Annotated in this window: 15 protein-coding genes; 6 read left to right on the top strand and 9 right to left on the bottom strand. The window is 67.3% G+C overall.

The window, feature by feature from the left end; genetic code table 11:
* Positions 1-16 precede the first annotated feature (16 nt).
* The 4 genes from ACFVWG_RS15250 to pdhA form a co-directional block, all read right to left on the bottom strand.
* Complete coding sequence (locus ACFVWG_RS15250) at positions 17-592, bottom strand: hypothetical protein (RefSeq protein ID WP_391543895.1); 576 nt, start codon at positions 590-592, stop codon at positions 17-19.
* Positions 593-918: 326 nt separating this feature from the next.
* Positions 919-2,235, bottom strand: coding sequence for a dihydrolipoamide acetyltransferase family protein (locus tag ACFVWG_RS15255; RefSeq protein WP_391543896.1), 1,317 nt, complete (start codon positions 2,233-2,235; stop codon positions 919-921).
* Positions 2,235-3,212, bottom strand: coding sequence for an alpha-ketoacid dehydrogenase subunit beta (locus tag ACFVWG_RS15260; RefSeq protein ID WP_391543897.1), 978 nt, complete (start codon positions 3,210-3,212; stop codon positions 2,235-2,237). The genes ACFVWG_RS15255 and ACFVWG_RS15260 overlap by 1 nt, the downstream gene beginning before the upstream one ends.
* Positions 3,213-3,215: 3 nt before the next feature.
* On the bottom strand, positions 3,216-4,379 hold the full coding sequence (pdhA, locus tag ACFVWG_RS15265; protein ID WP_391543898.1) for a pyruvate dehydrogenase (acetyl-transferring) E1 component subunit alpha: 1,164 nt from the start codon (positions 4,377-4,379) through the stop codon (positions 3,216-3,218).
* A gap of 431 nt (positions 4,380-4,810) precedes the next feature.
* Here pdhA and ACFVWG_RS15270 point away from each other — a divergent pair, with 431 nt between their 5' ends.
* Both ACFVWG_RS15270 and ACFVWG_RS15275 read left to right on the top strand, forming a co-directional pair.
* Positions 4,811-5,767: an EamA family transporter gene (locus ACFVWG_RS15270; protein ID WP_391543899.1), complete on the top strand. Its 957-nt coding sequence runs from the start codon at positions 4,811-4,813 to the stop codon at positions 5,765-5,767.
* Between the two features lie 504 nt (positions 5,768-6,271).
* Positions 6,272-6,862, top strand: coding sequence for a hypothetical protein (locus ACFVWG_RS15275; RefSeq protein ID WP_391543900.1), 591 nt, complete (start codon positions 6,272-6,274; stop codon positions 6,860-6,862).
* A 158-nt stretch (positions 6,863-7,020) separates the two neighbouring features.
* Here ACFVWG_RS15275 and hisC read toward each other — a convergent pair whose 3' ends face one another.
* Complete coding sequence (gene hisC / locus ACFVWG_RS15280) at positions 7,021-8,109, bottom strand: histidinol-phosphate transaminase (RefSeq protein WP_391543901.1); 1,089 nt, start codon at positions 8,107-8,109, stop codon at positions 7,021-7,023.
* A gap of 111 nt (positions 8,110-8,220) precedes the next feature.
* On the opposite strand from hisC, the gene ACFVWG_RS15285 reads away from it, so the two are divergent.
* Positions 8,221-9,132, top strand: a complete 912-nt coding sequence (locus ACFVWG_RS15285; RefSeq protein ID WP_391543902.1) for a dimethylarginine dimethylaminohydrolase family protein — start codon at positions 8,221-8,223, stop codon at positions 9,130-9,132.
* On the opposite strand, the gene ACFVWG_RS15290 is transcribed toward ACFVWG_RS15285, so the two are convergent.
* Complete coding sequence (locus ACFVWG_RS15290) at positions 9,133-9,753, bottom strand: PEGA domain-containing protein (protein ID WP_391543903.1); 621 nt, start codon at positions 9,751-9,753, stop codon at positions 9,133-9,135.
* Positions 9,754-9,766: 13 nt separating this feature from the next.
* A complete protein-coding gene (locus tag ACFVWG_RS15295) occupies positions 9,767-11,380 on the bottom strand; it encodes a phage tail tip lysozyme (protein WP_391543904.1) in 1,614 nt (537 codons plus the stop codon).
* Between the two features lie 146 nt (positions 11,381-11,526).
* Here ACFVWG_RS15295 and ACFVWG_RS15300 point away from each other — a divergent pair, with 146 nt between their 5' ends.
* A complete protein-coding gene (locus tag ACFVWG_RS15300) occupies positions 11,527-12,198 on the top strand; it encodes a GntR family transcriptional regulator (RefSeq protein WP_391543905.1) in 672 nt (223 codons plus the stop codon).
* Here ACFVWG_RS15300 and ACFVWG_RS15305 read toward each other — a convergent pair.
* Both ACFVWG_RS15305 and ACFVWG_RS15310 read right to left on the bottom strand, forming a co-directional pair.
* Positions 12,195-13,400, bottom strand: coding sequence for an enolase C-terminal domain-like protein (locus ACFVWG_RS15305; RefSeq protein ID WP_391543906.1), 1,206 nt, complete (start codon positions 13,398-13,400; stop codon positions 12,195-12,197). The genes ACFVWG_RS15300 and ACFVWG_RS15305 overlap by 4 nt on opposite strands.
* Positions 13,387-14,076, bottom strand: a complete 690-nt coding sequence (locus tag ACFVWG_RS15310) for a FadR/GntR family transcriptional regulator (RefSeq protein WP_391543907.1) — start codon at positions 14,074-14,076, stop codon at positions 13,387-13,389. Before ACFVWG_RS15310 ends, ACFVWG_RS15305 begins: the two co-directional genes overlap by 14 nt.
* 102 nt (positions 14,077-14,178) lie before the next feature.
* On the opposite strand from ACFVWG_RS15310, the gene ACFVWG_RS15315 reads away from it, so the two are divergent.
* Entirely contained in the window at positions 14,179-14,565 is a 387-nt protein-coding gene (locus ACFVWG_RS15315; protein WP_391543908.1) for a phage holin family protein, read from the top strand.
* A gap of 26 nt (positions 14,566-14,591) precedes the next feature.
* Positions 14,592-15,023: a low molecular weight protein-tyrosine-phosphatase gene (locus ACFVWG_RS15320; protein ID WP_391543909.1), complete on the top strand. Its 432-nt coding sequence runs from the start codon at positions 14,592-14,594 to the stop codon at positions 15,021-15,023.
* The last annotated feature ends 193 nt before the right edge of the window (positions 15,024-15,216 follow it).

Below are 15,216 nucleotides of genomic sequence, written 5' to 3' on the forward strand. Positions count from 1 at the left end.
ACAGGTCATAGTCCCCTCAAGCAGCGGCGGTCTCGAGGATCTTGGTGGCGATCGTCTTCTGGACGGGGATGAGGGTCACGTCACCGGACTCGCTCTCGTCCTTGGTGAAGCTGACCACGATCTCGAGGTCGTCCTTGCGGACATGCAGCTCGTTGTTGGACTTGATGAAGTAGGCCTGGTCGCCGATCCCGTCGACGATCTCGGAATCGCCGCCGGGCCCCGAGAACTCGTCGGCCTTGGTGCGCTGGGTCCCGATCAGGAAGTGACCACCGTCGACACCCCAGATGCACGCGCGCTGACTGTCGCCGGGCTGGTACGGCTCGGGGCCGCCGCGCGCACCGTCGGCGTCCGGGGCGATCTTCAGCCCGGTCAGGGTGGTGACGTCGGCCTCGGTCCAGCCCTTGCACGGGTCGGGCAGGTCGCCTTCGGCGGAGCCGGCGCCGGTCGTCGGCGTACCAGGGTCGGAGGACGGCTGCCCGGCCGGAGTGGAGACGGCCTTCGGGTCGTCGCTTCCGCCGCAACCGGCGGCGGTCAGGGCCAGTACGCCGGCCAGCAGTGCGGTCGCGCCGGTGGTGGCGAGCCGGGTACGCATCACAGGTCTCCCTCGAAGAACAACCAGTCGAGGGCGAAGCTAGCAATTCCGGACGCACGATTCGGCGTTGCTCGGGGCAACCGTCCCGATCGGGAAGCAAACCCTTCCCCGCAAGCCGAACCGCCAGTCGCCGTCGCGCACCACCGCCGCATCGAGCACCATCTCGTGGGTTCCCCCATGAGGTTGTGGGTTCTGGACCCGCATGCGGGTGCAGAACCCACAACGGCGTGGGTCAACCCATCAGATGGAGGTCGGCGGCCGGAACTCTGGGCATTCACGACTACGGCGCGACCGCACGGGGCGGTCGCGCCGAAGGCGGGGGTCCTTCAGAACATCAGGGCGCGGGCGGGGTCCTCGAGGAGTCCGGCTACGTCGGCGAGGAAGGTGGAACCCTTCTCGCCGTCGATGAGGCGGTGGTCGAAGGAGAGCGCCAGGGTGGTGATCCAGCGCGGGACGATCTCGTCGTTGACGACCCAGGGCTGTTTGCGGACGGCACCGAAGGCGAGGATCGCGGATTCACCGGGGTTGATGATCGGCGTACCAGCGTCGACGCCGAAGACACCGACGTTGGTGATGGTGAAGGTACCGCCGGCCTGGTCGGCCGGTGCCGTCTTGCCTTCGCGGGCCGTGGCGACCAGGTTGCCCAGGGCGGCGCACAGCTCAGGCAGGGTGAGCGATTCGGCGTTCTTGATGTTCGGAACGATCAGCCCACGCGGGGTGGCCGCGGCGATACCGAGGTTGACCGCACCCTTGTAGACGATCTCCTGAGCCTGCTCGTCGAGCACCGCGTTGATGATCGGCGTCCGGCGGGCTGCCAGCGTGACCGCCTTCGCGACGATCAGCAACGGCGATACCCGCAGGTCGCGGAACGCCTTGTCTGCCTTGAGTCTGTCGACCAGCTCCATGGTGGCGCTGACATCGACAGTGATCCACTCGGTCACATGCGGTGCCGTGAAAGCGCTGGCCACCATCGCCTGCGCCATCACCTTCTGCACGCCCTTGACCGGCACGCGGCTGTCCCCAAGCCCACTGGCAACAGGCTGGTACGTCGGTGCTGCCGCCAGCGGAGCGGCCGTAAACCCTTCGACGTCGGCCCGAGTGATCACACCACCAGGTCCGGTCGCGGTCACCGTCGCGAGGTCGATCCCCAGGTCCTTGGCCAGCTTCCGCACCGGCGGCTTGGCCAACACATGATTGCCATGAGCAACAACCGGCGCAGGTTCGACAACCGGTGCAGGCGCAGCGACAACAACAGGCGCCGGTACGACGGGTGCCGGTGCCGCAGAGCCACTGGGCTTACGGGCCCGGCGCTTGGCTTCGGTGGTCCGCGGACCATAGCCGACCAGTACGGCGGTGCGACCGCCATCGGCCGGCTCATCCGGCGCGGCGGCCGGTTCGGGTGCATCAGTCAGTACGGCGATGATCGGCGTACCGACGTCGACCGTCTCACCCTCGGGCACCAGCAGCTCGTGCACGGTGCCGGCGAACGGGACCGGGAGCTCGACCAGGGACTTCGCGGTCTCGATCTCGACGATGGTGTCGTTGAGCTTGACGGTGTCGCCGGGCTTGACCTTCCAGCTGACGATCTCGGCCTCGACGAGGCCCTCACCGACGTCGGGGAGGTTGAAGCGCTGAATGGCCATCAGTACCCCATCACCCGATCGATACCGTCCAGGACGCGGTCCAGGTCCGGCAGGTACTCCTCCTCCATCCGCGACGGCGGGTAGGGGGTGTCGTACCCGGTGACGCGCAGGACCGGCGCCTCCAGGTGGTAGAAGCACTCCTCGGTCACGCGCGCGGCGATCTCCGAACCCGGGCCGAACGAGAGCGTGGCCTCGTGCACCACGACCGCCCGCCGGGTCTTCTTCACGGAGGCGAAGATCGTCTCCAGGTCGAACGGCGAGATGGTCCGCAGGTCGACGACCTCGAGGTTGCGTCCGTCCTCGGCCGCGGCCTCGGCGGCCTGCAGGCAGGTCTTCACCATCGGGCCGTAGCAGAACAGGGTGGCGTCGGTGCCCTCGCGGAGCACCTTCGCCTGGTGCAGCTTGAGCGCCGGCGGGACGGACTCGTCCAGCTCCGCCTTCTCGTGATAGCGCCGCTTCGGCTCGAAGAAGATCACCGGGTCGTCGGAGGCGATCGCCTGCTGGATCATCCAGTAGGCGTCGACCGGGTCGCCGGCCGTCACCACCTTGAGGCCGTTCACATGCGCGAACAGCGTCTCGGGTGACTCCGAGTGGTGCTCGACCGCGCCGATGCCACCGCCGTACGGGATCCGGATCACGACGGGCATCTTGATCTTGCCGGCCGACCGGTAGTGCATCTTCGCGACCTGGTTGATGATCTGGTCGTACGCCGGGAAGACGAACCCGTCGAACTGGATCTCACAGACCGGCCGGTACCCGCGCATCGCGAGCCCGACCGCGGTCCCGATGATGCCGGACTCGGCCAGCGGGGTGTCGATGACGCGGTCCTCGCCGAAGTCCTTCTGCAGTCCCTCGGTAATCCGGAAAACCCCACCGAGCTTGCCGATGTCCTCGCCCATCATGATGACCTTGGGGTCGGCCTCCATCGCGGCCCGCAGACCGGCGTTGATGGCCTTGCCGAGAGTGGTCTTCGCCATCGCTCAGCCCTCCCCTTCGAACGACGCCGCGTAGGCGGCGTACTGGTCACGCTGCTGGGCCAGCTGCGGCGTCTCCTCGACGTACACGTGCTGGAAGAAGTCGGTCATCTGCGGATCCGGCAGCGCGAGGCAGCCGGCCCGGAGCTCGGCCGCGACCTTGTCCGCCTCGGCCTCGACCTCTTCGAAGAAGTCGTGCTCAACGCCCGCGTGCCGGGTCAGGTAGGCGTGCACCCGCTCGATCGGGTCCTTGAGCTTCCAGTGCTCGAGGTCTTCGGACAGCCGGTACTTCGTCGGGTCGTCGGAGGTGGTGTGCGCACCCATCCGGTACGTGTACGCCTCGATCAGCGTCGGCCCGCTGCCCTCGCGAGCGCGCTTCAGCGCCTGCTGGGTGACCGCATAAGTCGCCAGTACGTCGTTGCCGTCGACCCGGACACCGGGGAAACCGAACCCGGCGGCGCGCTGGTACAGCGGGATCCGGGACTGCCGTTCGATCGGCTCCGAGATCGCCCACTGGTTGTTCTGGCAGAAGAAGACGACGGGCGCGTTGAACACGGAGGCGTAGATGAAGGCCTCGTTCACGTCGCCCTGGCTGCTGGCGCCGTCGCCGAAGTACGCGATCGTCGCCTCGCCGGTGTCGGCGTCCCCGACAGCGTGGTCGCGCTGCTGACCCATCGCGTACCCGGTCGCGTGCAGCGTCTGGGCGCCGATGACGATCGTGTACAGCGCGAAGTTGTTGTCCTTCGGGTCCCAGGCGCCCTGGTCGACACCGCGGAACAGACCGAGCAGGTTCAGTGGGTTGACGCCCTGACAGAAGGCCACACCGTGCTCACGGTAGGTCGGGAAGACCATGTCCTTCTTGTTCAGCGCGCGGCCGGAACCGATCTGCGCGGCCTCCTGGCCGAGCAGCGACGCCCACAGGCCGAGCTCACCCTGACGCTGCAGGGCGGTCGCCTCGGAGTCGATCCGGCGGACCACGGTCATGTCCCGGTAGAACCCCTTGATCGCCTCGTCGTCGAGCTCGAAGGAGTAGTCCGGATTCTCGACGCGCTCACCTTCGGGCGTCAGGAGCTGGACGAACTCGACCTCTTCGGGAGGCTGGGAAGGACTGACCGGCACCTCGACGGGTGCGAACACTTCCGGGGGAGTCCCCGGGACAGACTCACTCAACATGCACTCCTCGGGTTCGAGCGCGGGATCGCCGCGACCGCAACGTTGCACGGGCCCGGCCTTTCCGCCGGGTGAGGCTTCGCAGGCAGGACCGCATGGATCCAGGGGTTGATGCACACCACTTGCGGCACACCGTACCGAGCAGTTGCCTGATGCGCTAACAGTCTGGACGCTCGCGGGTACGCCGGTACCGAAATCGGTCTCGACACGAGACACCAGTCCACCCACTGGTCAGGTTTTTCGCCTGCCCGCACCGCGCGTGAGCGGCGAGCCGCCCGGTGTGACATGCGCCACCCAGTAGTTGACCCCTGGCAGGAAAACCCTTGCCCCTGGCAGGAAACCTTCTTGAACTCCTCGCCGGGCACCTCTAGCGTAAGTATCGTCTTTGCTTAACGCCCCTGACGCCCCTGACGCTCCCGGAGGTACACCCCATGGCCGCTCCCGCTCCGGTAGCCCCGTCCGCGACCGGTGACCGGACAGCGTCCAGCGCGATGATCTGGTCGGCGCTCGCGATCGTGTACGTCGTCTGGGGCTCGACCTACCTGGCGATCCGGGTCGTGGTCGAGGCCGAGATGCCACCGATGCTGAGCATGGCGGGCCGCTTCCTGGTGGCCGGCACGCTCCTGGCACTGATCCTCGGGCTCAAGTCCGGCTGGCGCCGGCTCCGGATCACCCGCCGCGAGGCGTTCGGTGCCGCCGTCGTCGGCCTCCTCTTACTTGCCTTCGGCAACGGCGCGGTCGCGATCGCCGAACAGACAGTGCCCTCCGGACTGGCCGCACTACTGGTTGCCGCGACACCCCTTTGGCTGATGGCGCTCCGGGTCGGCGGTGGTGAACGCCCGCGCGCCCTGACCTGGCTCGGCGTCCTGATCGGCTTCGCGGGCGTCGCCGTACTGGCGTTGTCCGGCGGTGACACGAGCGCCAAGCCGCTGTCGATCGCGCTCATCGTGCTCGGCACGATCTCGTGGGCGACCGGCTCGCGCTTCTCGCCGCGACTCGGCCTGCCGAAAGATCCGCTGGTGACGGCGCTCTACGAGATGCTGTTCGGCGGTACGGCGATGGTCGTGCTCGGCGTCGTCCGCGGCGAACCCGGGCGTCTCCACCTCGACCGGATCCACGGCAGCGGCTGGATCGCGCTCGGCTATCTGGTGCTCTTCGGGTCCCTGCTGGCCTATTCGGCGTACTCGTACCTGCTCGCGAACGCGCCGATCTCGCTGATCGGGACCTACGCGTACGTGAACCCGGCGGTCGCCGTACTGCTCGGCTGGCTGATCCTGAGCGAACCGCTGACCTGGGAGATCCTGGCCGGCGGCGCGGTGATCATCTGCGGGGTCGCCCTGGTAGTCACGGCCGAACGCCGACCCAGGGCAAGCAGTAAGGCCAAGTAGCCGGATCGTCAGAAAGGAAGAACCCGGGCCCCCTAGAGGACCCGGGTCTCCCACCGCTGCCGATGCGCGCGGCAGCGGGCCAAAGTGCCGGGTCGGCGCGCCCTGCCCCGAAAAAAACACGGCGCGAAACTCCGGCAATGGTTCCGACGATTCCGATTCATCGTGGTATTGCCGGTTCGACGGCCACCGAGCCCATCGACAACAATCTTCCGAATCACCGAATGTTTCCGTCACCCGCGCTGACTCAACGACGAAGACATGAGCCGGTTACGGCCGGCCCCGATACAACTTCCGCACAGTCTCGGGACCCGACAATCTCTCACAAGTTGCCTGGTCAGAGGCGGGTTACCTGTCTCGTCAAGGAACTCATCACCGGTCGGCTATGGGCTTCGGGGCTATTTCAGGCGTGGTGTCAATAGCTGACAAAAAAGTTTGTAACCGGCCGGGCCAGGTGTCGTTACCAACTAAGACGATCCCGTCATACCCGAAAGGAAACCTGGCACAATGCAGGTAACTCGTAAGATCGCCGCCGCCGCGGCCGTGGCGACTGTCGCCACCCTCGGCCTGGCAACTGTCGTCAGCGCCAACATGCTCGACGGCACCACGCAGGCCACGGACCTGGCCAACCAGGCCTCGTCGGTCTCCAAGGGCTACGCCAACGGCGGCGGCAAGCACTGGGCCTTCGTGAAGAAGGACGGCGGCCTCGTCGGCATCGACGGCAACCGTGTCGGCCCGTTCCAGGCCTGCCACAACACCGGTTCCGTGGCCGGCATCGGCGGCGCCGTGAACGCCGAGGACGTCCTGGCCATCGTCGGCTGGGACAACAACAACAACTCGGTCACCGCTGTCAAGACCTGCGAGCAGGGCACCAAGCAGGACAACAGCAAGTGGTACCGCGTCGGCAACGACGACCTGGTCTCGGTGAGCGACAACCGCGTCGGCCCGTTCCAGGTGTGCCACAACGACGTTGCGGGCTCGGTCATCGGCGGCGCTGTCCCGATCGGCACCATCGCCGGCATCCTGGGCTTCGACAACAACGACAACGCCATCGACTCGCTGAAGACCTGCGAGCAGGCCACGTCGCAGAACAACTGACCTCTCCCTGGTCAGTGATGCAGGACCCGAGCGAGTCCCCTCGGTGGGGTGACTGATTCGGTCAGCAGTATCGGCGGCGCCGGGAGAAAGCCTCACTCCTCCCGGCGCCGCACTTTCTTTCCCGGCTCTCGTCCCAGCGAGGGCCGGTTTCTTTTTGCCTACTTCCAGCTGCAGGCGACCTTGAGGAACAGGTCGTTCGCCTCGCGCTCACCGATGCTGACCCGGACACCCTCGCCCGGGAACGGGCGGATCGACACGCCCTCGGCCTGCACGGCGGCAGTGAAGTCCAGCGTCGCCTCGCCCAGATCCAGCCAGACGAAGTTCGTCTGGGTGTCCGGCACCCGCCAGCCCGCGGCGCGCAGCGCCTCAACCACGCGAGTCCGCTCGGTGACCAGGTCCTCGACCCGGGCGAGCAACTCGTCCTCAGCCTGCAGCGAGGCGAGGGCGGCAGCCTGCGCGACGTAGCTGACGCCGAACGGCAGCGCACACTTGCGAATCGCGGTGACCACCGGCTGATGACCGATCGCGTACCCGATCCGGAAGCCGGCCAGGCCGTAGGCCTTCGAGAACGTCCGCAGTACGACGACGTTGGGGTGATCGCGGTAGACCTCGACCCCGTCCACGACCTCCGGGTCCCGGACGAACTCCCGGTACGCCTCGTCCAGCACGATCAGCACGTTGGACGGCACCGCCTCGACGAACGCGAGCAGCTCGTCGCGGTGCACCACCGGTCCGGTCGGATTGTTCGGCGTACAGACCAGGACGACCTTCGTCCGGTCGGTGATCGCCGCCTCCATCGCCTTGAAGTCGTGCCGGGCGTCCTCGGTCAGCGGGACCTGGACGGACGTCGCGCCGGTCAGCTGGACCGCGATCGGGTACGCCTCGAACGAGCGCCAGGCGTAGACGACCTCGTCACCATGGGTGACCGCCGCCTGGAGCAGGTGGTAGAGCAGCGCCACGGATCCGGTCGCGATGGCGAAGTCGTCGACCGGCACCTTGAACCGCTCCGACAGCGTCTCCAGCAGCTCGCCCGCACCCATGTCCGGGTAGCGGTTCATGTGCTGGGCGGCGTCGGTCGCCGCGGCGAGCACGCCGGGCAGCGGAGGGTACGGGTTCTCGTTACTGGACAACTTGTACGACGGTTTGCCGTCGGAGGCCGCAGGCGGACGACCGGGCTTGTAAGCCGCGACATCGTCCAGACAACCGCGGAAGCGCACGCCCGGGGGGAGTCCTTGGTCAGGAGTCATAGCCGCAGGTTAGTCCTGACACCACGCTCCGGCCAGACCCTGCCGGGCGGTGTGACATGCGCCCTGCCGAGCTGTGTTGCGCGGACGGAAAGTTGGCTGCACACTGACTGATTGTCGGACAATCAGGAAATCCTGGAGGGGATCATGGGTCAGCCGCTGGAGTGGGGTCGCCGCTATCTGATGGTTCGTCCGGACCATTTCCGGATCGACTACGTGATCAATCCGTACATGTCGACGCAGGACCAGCCCGACCCCGAGCTCACGCTCAAGCAGTGGGACGCGCTGCGGCAGGCGATCGTCGACGCCGGCGGCGAGGTCGAGGTGCTGGCCCAGCGGCCGGACTCCCCCGACATGGTCTACGCGATGAATCTCGGCCTGGCCACGGCCGACAGCCGGGCGATGCTCTCGCACATGCGTTTCGAGCCCCGCCGCAAGGAGTCCCTGACCGCGGCCGACTGGTTCGTCGGCCACGGGTTCGACCTCGGCCGGACCGGTAGCGACGACGTCGGGCCGCACTTCGAGTCCGGGGACGCGTTCATCTTCGGCGACGGCCTGGTCGTCGGCTACGGCCCGCGCACCGAGGCCGACGCGCTCAAGCAACTGGCGACGCAGTGGGACATCCGGGTCCGCGGGCTGCGGATCACCCACGAGGGGATGTACCACCTCGACCTGCCGTTCTGCCCGGTCGACAGTACGCACGCGATGATCTACCCGCCGGCCTTCGACGCCGCGAGCCAGGCCGAGCTGGCCGGGATCGTGCCGGACCCGATCGTGCTCACCGACGAGGAGGCCTTCGCCTTCAGCGGCAACTCGCTCGTGGTGAACCAGACGATCATCATGCCGGCGTGCTCACCACGGCTGCACGAGATCCTCACCGGCCTCGGGCTGCGCGTCGTACTGGTCGATCTGAGCGAGTTCCACAAGGGCGGTGGGTCGGCCCGCTGCCTGACCAACCCGCTCGACTTCCCGCTCACCGCCGTCGCCGCTCCCGGCGGCGAGCTGCACCTGCCGGCGGCGGACTGACTATTTGGTGCTCGTGGTCGTGTAGATGATGTCCAGGGTGGCGGGATCCGTCCCGTCCTCCTGGATCCACTCCAGAGCCAGCTGCTTCCCGGTCGCCGTCCAGGTGTCGACGGTCACCGAGATCGCCTCGGGGTTCTTCGGGTCGGACTTCGAGGTCGTGCGGGTCACCTCGAAACCGGGGCCGATATACGGCAGCCGCTTGATGATCGGGTACTTCTGCACCAGCCGCCGCTGGCCCTCGTCGTACTGGCGACCCGCCTCGGCCTCCAGCTCGTGCTCCTGCTCCGGGTTGTTCTTGGCCCATTCCCGGCCCTCGGCGCTGTTCGCGTACAGGTACATCTTGACCTTGAGCTCGTCGCCGCTGCCGGCCCGGAACGTCGTCGAGTAGGTCTGGAAACCGCGGCGCTCACCGGTCAGCGTGTGGGTGCCGGACTTCACCTTGATCTCGCCGTTGGCGTCGACCGGCTGACCGTCGACGGACAGGGTGAGGTCGTTCGGGATCGAGGTGACGCTCACCGTCGCGCCCTTGTCGCGGAACAGCAGGAAGCCGCCGATCAGTACGACGACGACCCCGAGCACGACAGCGCTGATCAACAGCGGCCGCCGGTTCTCGTCTTCCATCTGCTGCTCCTCCTCAGGCCTTCGGTTCCGTGGTCGGTTGCGGCGCGTTCTTCAACCGGAACACCGTGAACTGGACGCCGACCTTGTACAGGTGCCCGGCCTCGGGGACGTGGCCGTACAGCGACGCGGACGCCGAGTCGTAGCCCTGCCCCGCGGCACCCCACGGCCCGACGTACAGGTAGGTGTGGCCGGGGCCGTTCAGGATGTCGCCGGGTTTCATCCCGCCCGGTGGTGTTCCGAACCAGGAATCGTACTTACCGGAGTTCTTCATGTAGTCGAACTGCGTTCCGGTGGACACCTCCGGGAACTTCGGGTCCGCACCGCTCATGTGCATCACAGTCGCGACGAACCGCCCGCAGTCGGTGTAGGCGCGCTCACCGTTGGGGTCGTTGTACTGCTTCATCGCCGCCACGTACTCGGGCTTGGCGACGGTCGCGTCCGACGCGTTCGTGCCGAGGCCGTTGTGGCCCTCGGTCGGCCAGGCCAGGTTCATCGCGACCGCGGCGATGTTGCCGCTGCCCGCCGCACACGCGGTGGCCGGGCCCGATCCCGGCACGCCGGTCCCTCCGCCGTACAGCTCGAACACCTTCCGCGCCGAGGTCTTGCGTTCCCCGTACGTCGGCGCGTTCGGGTTCTCGTGTCCGCCGAACCGCTCGTACTTGTCGGCGAAGACGAAGGCGGCCTCCTCAGGCGTCTTGGTCTGCCGCAGCGACGCCCCGGCCGGACCCTCCTTGGCGGGGGTCTCACCGATGAGCTGCCGACGCAGGAAGTCGAGCTGGTAGGCGAGCGTCTCGATCGTCTCGTACGGAACGTCGGCGTTGCGCGAGTTCGTGATCAGCTTGCCGGCCGGGGTCCACTGGACGATGCCCCAGCCGAGCGAGCTGCCCTCCGCGGACTGCGCCTTGGTCTGGGTGGTCTCGCTGGTGTTCTGCAGCCGCATCGGCTTCACCGCGGACTCGTGGATCATGTTGCCGACGATGCCGGCGGCCTGCTCCTTGGAGTAGCCGTTGGAGACGAAGTAGTTGAACGCCTGCTGCTGCTCGTTGCTGCCGACCAGCGGGCCGCCGCCGCACCCGCACGATCCACCGCCGGAGGCCGCCGCGGCGTCGCCGAACGACTCCTCCTTGGGGTCGGTGTTGACGAGCTTGCCGTCACCCGACTGGTCGATCCAGAGCTCGAAGTGCAGGTGCTCGCCGTCGAGCCCGTCCTCCTCGTCACCCGACCCCGACGTACCGATCTGCTGGCCGCGGGTGACCTTGTCGCCGACGTTGACCGACATCGTGTGGAAGAACTGGTAGTGGAACTCGACGGCCTTCTCGTGCCGGATCCAGATCTGGTTGTCGGCGACCTTGATCACCTCGCCGCTGTCGACGGCGACCACCGGCGTCTCCTCGTCGACGTCGAAGTCGAGCCCCTGGTGCTTGTCGCTGAACTTCTCGTCGACCTCCTGGCGGCTGGTCGGCCAGGAGAACGCCTTGCCCTCACCGCCGCTCGAGCCGCCGCAGTCGGCCGCCTCCGCGTCCGGCAGGCTCATCAGGCTGCCGATGATCAGGGCCACCACGATGATGATCGGCAGGAAGACGACCATCAGCACGCCACCGAGGATCATGGGTGCTTTGTTGTCCATCCTGCTCTCCTCGCAGCGTGTCGGGGCGGCAACTACACAGCAGATCTTCCCCCAGATCGAGGTCATTGTGTCGTGAGTTATCCACAGGTTGTCTCCGGCACCGCGCCGCACGCGACAACGGCGGCGGATTGGAAGAGAATCTTTCTATGTACGAACGGCTGCGGGTAGACCGCTCGACCACCGTGGACCGGGTGGTCGACGCGCTGCGCTCCGCGCTGTTCGCCGGTGACCTCGAACCCGGTACGCCGTTGCGCGAGCAGCCGCTGGCCGAAGCGCTCGGGGTCGCCCGCAGTACCGTCCGCGAGGCGATGACGATGCTGGTGACTGAGGGGCTGGCGATCCGCGAGCCGAACAAGGGCGTCAGCGTCGCGATCCTGCACCCGGCCGCGGTGGCCGACATCTGCAAGGCCCGGTTCGTGCTGGAGTCGGCCGGGATCCGCGCCTGGTTCGACGCCGACGACCTGGCCCGGGAGCGGGTCCGCAAAGCGATGCGGACGTTCGCCTCGACCGCTCAGGACGGCGCCGACCCGGAGGCGATGACCGAGACGCACCTGGCGATCCACCGCAGCCTGGTCGCCCTGACTGGCAGTGAGCGCCTGATCGCCACCCAGGACTCGATCACAGGTGAGGCCCGGCTCGCGCTGGCCCGGGTGGACGCGCTCCGCCAGGACGCCCGCCAGCAGGTCGCCTCACACCGCAAGCTGATCCGCCTACTCGAACGCGGCGAGCTCGACGAGTGCGTCGAGGAGCTCCGCCGCCACCTGGCCGGCGCCGAAGAGTCCCTCCTCGAAGCCATCGCCACACCTCCCGCCACCTAGGCCCAGTCGGTGTTGGGGAGCAGCGGGTACCAATCCGGCCGCGCCGGGTCCCGGTCGTACGGGTAGTTGCCGAGCTCGCGATAGAGCTCGGCGTACTCGGCGAGCTTGTCCCGGTCGAGCTCGACACCGAGCCCTGGTCCATCCGGGACGGCGATGGCACCGTCGACGTACGGGAGCTTGCCTCCGGCAACGATGTCGTCGCGCAGGTGGTGGTAGTGCGCGTCCGCGGCGAACGCCAGATTCGGTACGACGGCGCCCAGCTGCAGCATCGTTGCCAGCTGGATGCCGAGTTCGCCGGACGAGTGCACTGCGACGCCGAGCTGGAAGGTCTCACAGACCCCAGCTGCCTTCAGACACGCGCGGATGCCACCCCAGAACGTGGTGTCCAGCAGGATCACATCGACTGCAGGGTTGAGGATGTTGGCGGCGAGCTGCTCGAAGTTCACCACAACAGTGTTGGTGGACAAGGGAATCCGGGTGTTCGCGCGGACGCGACGCATGCCGTTCAGACCCCAGGTCGGGTCTTCCAGGTAGTCGTTGTCGAGGTCCTCGATACCGCGCGCGAAGCGGATCGCCTCCTCGACACTGAACGCGCCGTTCGGGTCGAAGCGCACTCGGTGACCCGGGAACGCCTCGGCGAGTGCGCGAAAGCAGTCGCGCTCGTAGTCCGGTGGGAAGACGCCGCCTTTGAGCTTGTGCACACTGAAGCCGTGCTGATCGACCAGCTGTTGCGCGTGGGCGACCAACTGGTCAGCCGTCCGGATCTCGCCCGTACCGTCGTCGTTCGGGTGCCTGAAGAACAGGTAGCTCGCAAACGGCACCCGGTCGCGCACCTTGCCACCCAAGAGCTCATGCACCGGTACGCCGAGCGCCCGGCCCTGCAGGTCGAGACAGGCGAACTCAATCGCCGCCAGCAGTTGCGTGCGGTTGTTGTAGAGACTCGCGGTGGGGTTGGCGATCATCCAGCGCAACGCTTCGGTCCGCGCTGGGTCATGGCCGACCAGGTAGGGCTTCAGCCCAGTGATGGCGTCCTCTGCACTCTGCCCGCCACCGCCTAGCTCGCCCAAGCCGATCAGGCCGTTGTCCGCCTCGACCTCGACCACCGTCCGGACGAACCGGCCCCAGTGCGCGCCGTTGCTGTGCCGCAGCGGCGCTTCCAGCGGGACCGTCACCGTGGTCGCCCGGATATCAACGATCCGCATTGAGTACCTCCAGAACGCCTTCCAGGTGAGCCCGGGTCAACTGCTCAGCCCGTACGGCGTCGCCGGCCCGGACCGCGGTCAGAATCGCCTGGTGCTCGACCAGGTCGGTCTCACGGTCACCGTGGATGAACTGGATCTGTAGCTGCTCACGGACGTTCACCACAGTCACCGACTCGACCACCTCGGCCAGCGTCGCGTTTCCGGACGCCTGGGCCAGGGCGCGGTGGAAGTCCATGTTGACCTCGGCCAACCGGTCATGGTCGCCAGCGGCGATCAGCTCGGCCGCTTTGGTGAGGTCCTCTTCCATCTGAACCAGTGCGGCTTCGCTGCGGATGCTCGCCGCCAGTGCGGCGATCGGTGGCTCGATCAGTGCTCTCGCCTGCACCAGCTCGACCAGCCTCTCGGCTGTCGGCTTGAGCGCGAGTGGGTTAGCCAGAACGAGCCTTCCGACGTTAGGACCGACGTACACACCGGAACCGTGCCGGAGCACCACTGCACCGGTCGCCTCGAGCCGGCGCAGCGCTTCGCGCACAGTCGGTACGGCGACCTGGAACCGCGCGGCGAGTGCACGAACCGACTCGAACGGGTCGCCGGGGGCGAGCTTCCGATCGGCCATCAACTCCAGCATCGAGGCTGCGAGGTCGTCGAGAAGGCTGCGGCGGATGACGGCTGGCACGTAATTGATCTGATCACCTGGTCATTTTCGTGTCAAGACTTCAGGGTCGAGTCAGGGCGTGTACGGAGCGTGCGGCAACCCGGTGGGTGGAAGGATCAAGACATGAAGAATCTGATCATCAGGCTGCTCGCCAACGCGGTCGCGCTGGCGATCGCCGCCTGGCTCGTCGGCGGGATCACCCTTGAGGGCGCAACCAGGGGCAAGCAGATCCTCACGCTGCTGATCGTCGCGGCGATCTTCGGCATCGTGAACGCGATCGTGAAGCCGGTCGTCAAGCTGGTCTCGCTGCCGCTGCTGATCCTCACGCTGGGGCTACTGACCTTCGTCATCAACGCGGCGATGCTGGCGCTCACCTCGTGGATCACCGGCAAGCTCGACGTCCAGTTCCACGTCGACGGCTTCTGGTCCGCGCTCTTCGGCGCCCTGATCATCAGCGTCGTCGGCATGATCATCAACGCCGTCCTGCCCGACAAAGCGGAACTGCGCTGACTCGAACTGGGCTGATCTTGCGGCACGTGGAGGTGGTGTGCACCGGCAACATCTGCCGGTCACCCATCGGTGAGGTCGTGCTGCGCGCCAAGCTCGCCGAGGCCGGGATCTCCGACGTCGTCGTGACCAGCTCGGGTACGGGCGGCTGGCATGAAGGCGACCCGATGGACTCCCGCGCCGCGGCGGCTCTACGACGGCACGGGTACGACGGTCGCGCGCACCGGGCCCGGGAGTTCGATCGCGCCTGGTTCGACGAGCGCGACCTCGTGCTCGCGATGGACGCCGGCCACCTGGCCGCACTCACGCGGCAGGCGCGCGGGCGCGTCGACGTACCGATCTCGCTCTTCGCTGACGCCGACGTGCCGGACCCTTACTACGGTGCCGATGCCGGGTTCGACGAGGTACTGCGACAGATTTCGAAGGCAGCTGACGAGTGGGTCGACCGCCTCCGCACCTGATCGCTCCCATGCGGTCGGCCCGCTACGGCGGCGGTGGTTGCTCCCCATTCCGTCTGCGGCCAGGGATGTGGTCGTGTGGTTGCTCGCCACTCCGACTGCGGCCGAGCCGGTACGACGGTGTGGTTGCTCGCCACTCCGACTGCGGCCGAGCCGGTACGACGGTGTGGTTGCTCGCCACTCCGACTGCGGCCGA

The sequence above is a fragment of the Kribbella sp. NPDC058245 genome, from assembly GCF_042882005.1.
In the GTDB taxonomy this organism is placed as follows: Bacteria; Actinomycetota; Actinomycetes; order Propionibacteriales; family Kribbellaceae; genus Kribbella.